2 protein-coding genes and 1 pseudogene are annotated in these 1734 nt (G+C 36.4%); all 3 read left to right on the plus strand.

Annotation, left to right across the window (positions count from 1 at the left end; genetic code table 11):
* Window positions 1-539 (plus strand): annotated as a pseudogene (locus ACEW8U_RS17700) (phosphohydrolase); the annotation flags it as partial.
* Window positions 540-556: 17 nt separating this feature from the next.
* The gene (gene lpxD, locus ACEW8U_RS17705; protein ID WP_373523386.1) at window positions 557-1579 is read left to right on the plus strand and encodes a UDP-3-O-(3-hydroxymyristoyl)glucosamine N-acyltransferase; all 1023 of its coding nucleotides are present in this window, start codon (window positions 557-559) and stop codon (window positions 1577-1579) included.
* Window positions 1580-1618: 39 nt separating this feature from the next.
* Window positions 1619-1734: UDP-3-O-acyl-N-acetylglucosamine deacetylase (locus ACEW8U_RS17710; RefSeq protein ID WP_373523387.1), on the plus strand; the 116-nt coding region annotated here is incomplete at its 3' end.

Here is a 1734-nt window from a genome sequence, read left to right on the forward strand (position 1 = left end):
AAAAAATGATGATTAATTTAATAAACAGGGCAATTCAATTGATGGAAGGTGGCCAAACTTTGTTTGGAACTGAAGAGCTACTTCTATTTCTGGGTAATAGATTCACGCTTGAAGACCTACAAAAAGACCGCAGTTTGTTGGAGGGATTTATGACCTTGGATGACTTCGATATCTGGGGAGCTATCAAAATGTGGAAAAATGAAAAAGACTATGTTATCAGAAATATCTCCAACATGTTCCTGACCAGAAATCTGTTTAAGATCAATTTGAGAAATGAGGCTTTCACTGACGATGAACTGAATACTGAAAAAAAGAAAAGTCTCAAAAAGCTGCAGATCCCTGAAAGTGATCATCAATTTTTTTTCAATCATGGAACTATAAGCAATCATGCTTATCTTAATAAAGAACAGATTCTGATTTTGACAAAAAAAGGACAGATTATTGATGTAGCCCAAGCAGCTGATCTTCCCAATATCAAAGCGATGAGTAAAATAGTCAAAAAACATTACATCTGTCATGCCAAAAATTTAACTTTGTAATCTCTAAAACGCTCTAAATGGAATTTACCCTACATCAAATAGCCGCAATGCTGAATGGCAAAATTGAAGGCGATGGATCTCTTAAGGTAAATAGAATAGACAAAATCCAGGAAGGAAAGGAAGGGGGGATAAGTTTTTTGGCAAATGAAAAATATGAGTCCTTCATATATGAAACTGCCGCAACTGCTGTAATTGTATCTGAAAATTTTGTATCCCAAAAACCCGTCAAAGCCAATTTGATCAGGGTGAAAAATGCATATTCAGGTTTTACCCAACTTTTGGAATCCTATGCGCAGCTTTCAAAAGCTAACAAGTTCGGAGTGGAAGAACCTTCATACTTTGATAAAAGCAGTAGCATAGGCGATAATCATTATAGAGGTGCTTTTTCTTATGTTGGTAAAAATTGCAACATCGGCAACAATGTACAAATACATCCCCACGTATATCTTGGCGATAATGTCAAAATCGGAGATAATTGTATTATCCATGCAGGAGCCAAAATTTATCAAAATACCCAAATTGGCAATCATTGTGAAATCAAAGCTGGAGCAGTAATCGGTTCAGACGGCTTTGGATTTGCCCCACAGGAAGATGGTACCTTCAAGGCCATTCCACAGCTGGGGAATGTAGTCATTGAAGATCATGTTAGCATTGGTGCCAATACAACAATAGATTGTGCTACTATGGGGTCTACTATAATCAAAAGAGGAGTGAAAATAGATAACTTGGTTCAGATTGCACATAATGTTATCATTGGAGAAAATTCTGTAATTGCATCCCAGACCGGTATTTCCGGTTCTACCGAAATAGGAAAAAACTGTGTAATTGCAGGTCAAGTAGGAATAGTTGGGCACATCAAAATCGCAGACAAAACCACGATTGGTGCTAAAACCGGAATTCCAAAAAACATAAATATTAGTGGACAAACCAAATTTGGATTTTTGGGAATGGATATTAAGGATTTCCTCAAATCCTATTCACTCTTCAAAAAACTCCCCGAACTACAGGACAGAATCAAAGAACTAGAAAAAAAAGCCTAAATTTACGCTCTGGAATTCTAAAGAGCATTATTTGAACTAATGAGAGTCAAACAACATACTATTCAAAAACAAGTTACAATTTCTGGTGTAGGCCTACATACTGGGGTCATTTCAAATATGACATTTTTACCTGCCCCTCCAAACCATGGATACAA

The sequence above is a fragment of the Aquiflexum sp. genome, from assembly GCF_041751335.1.
Taxonomy (GTDB): Bacteria; Bacteroidota; Bacteroidia; order Cytophagales; family Cyclobacteriaceae; genus Aquiflexum.

Excerpts from the sequence above, each read along its gene's own strand:
- lpxD (WP_373523386.1), top strand. The coding sequence starts at position 557 with ATGGAATTTACCCTACATCAAATAGCCGCAATGCTGAATGGCAAAATT.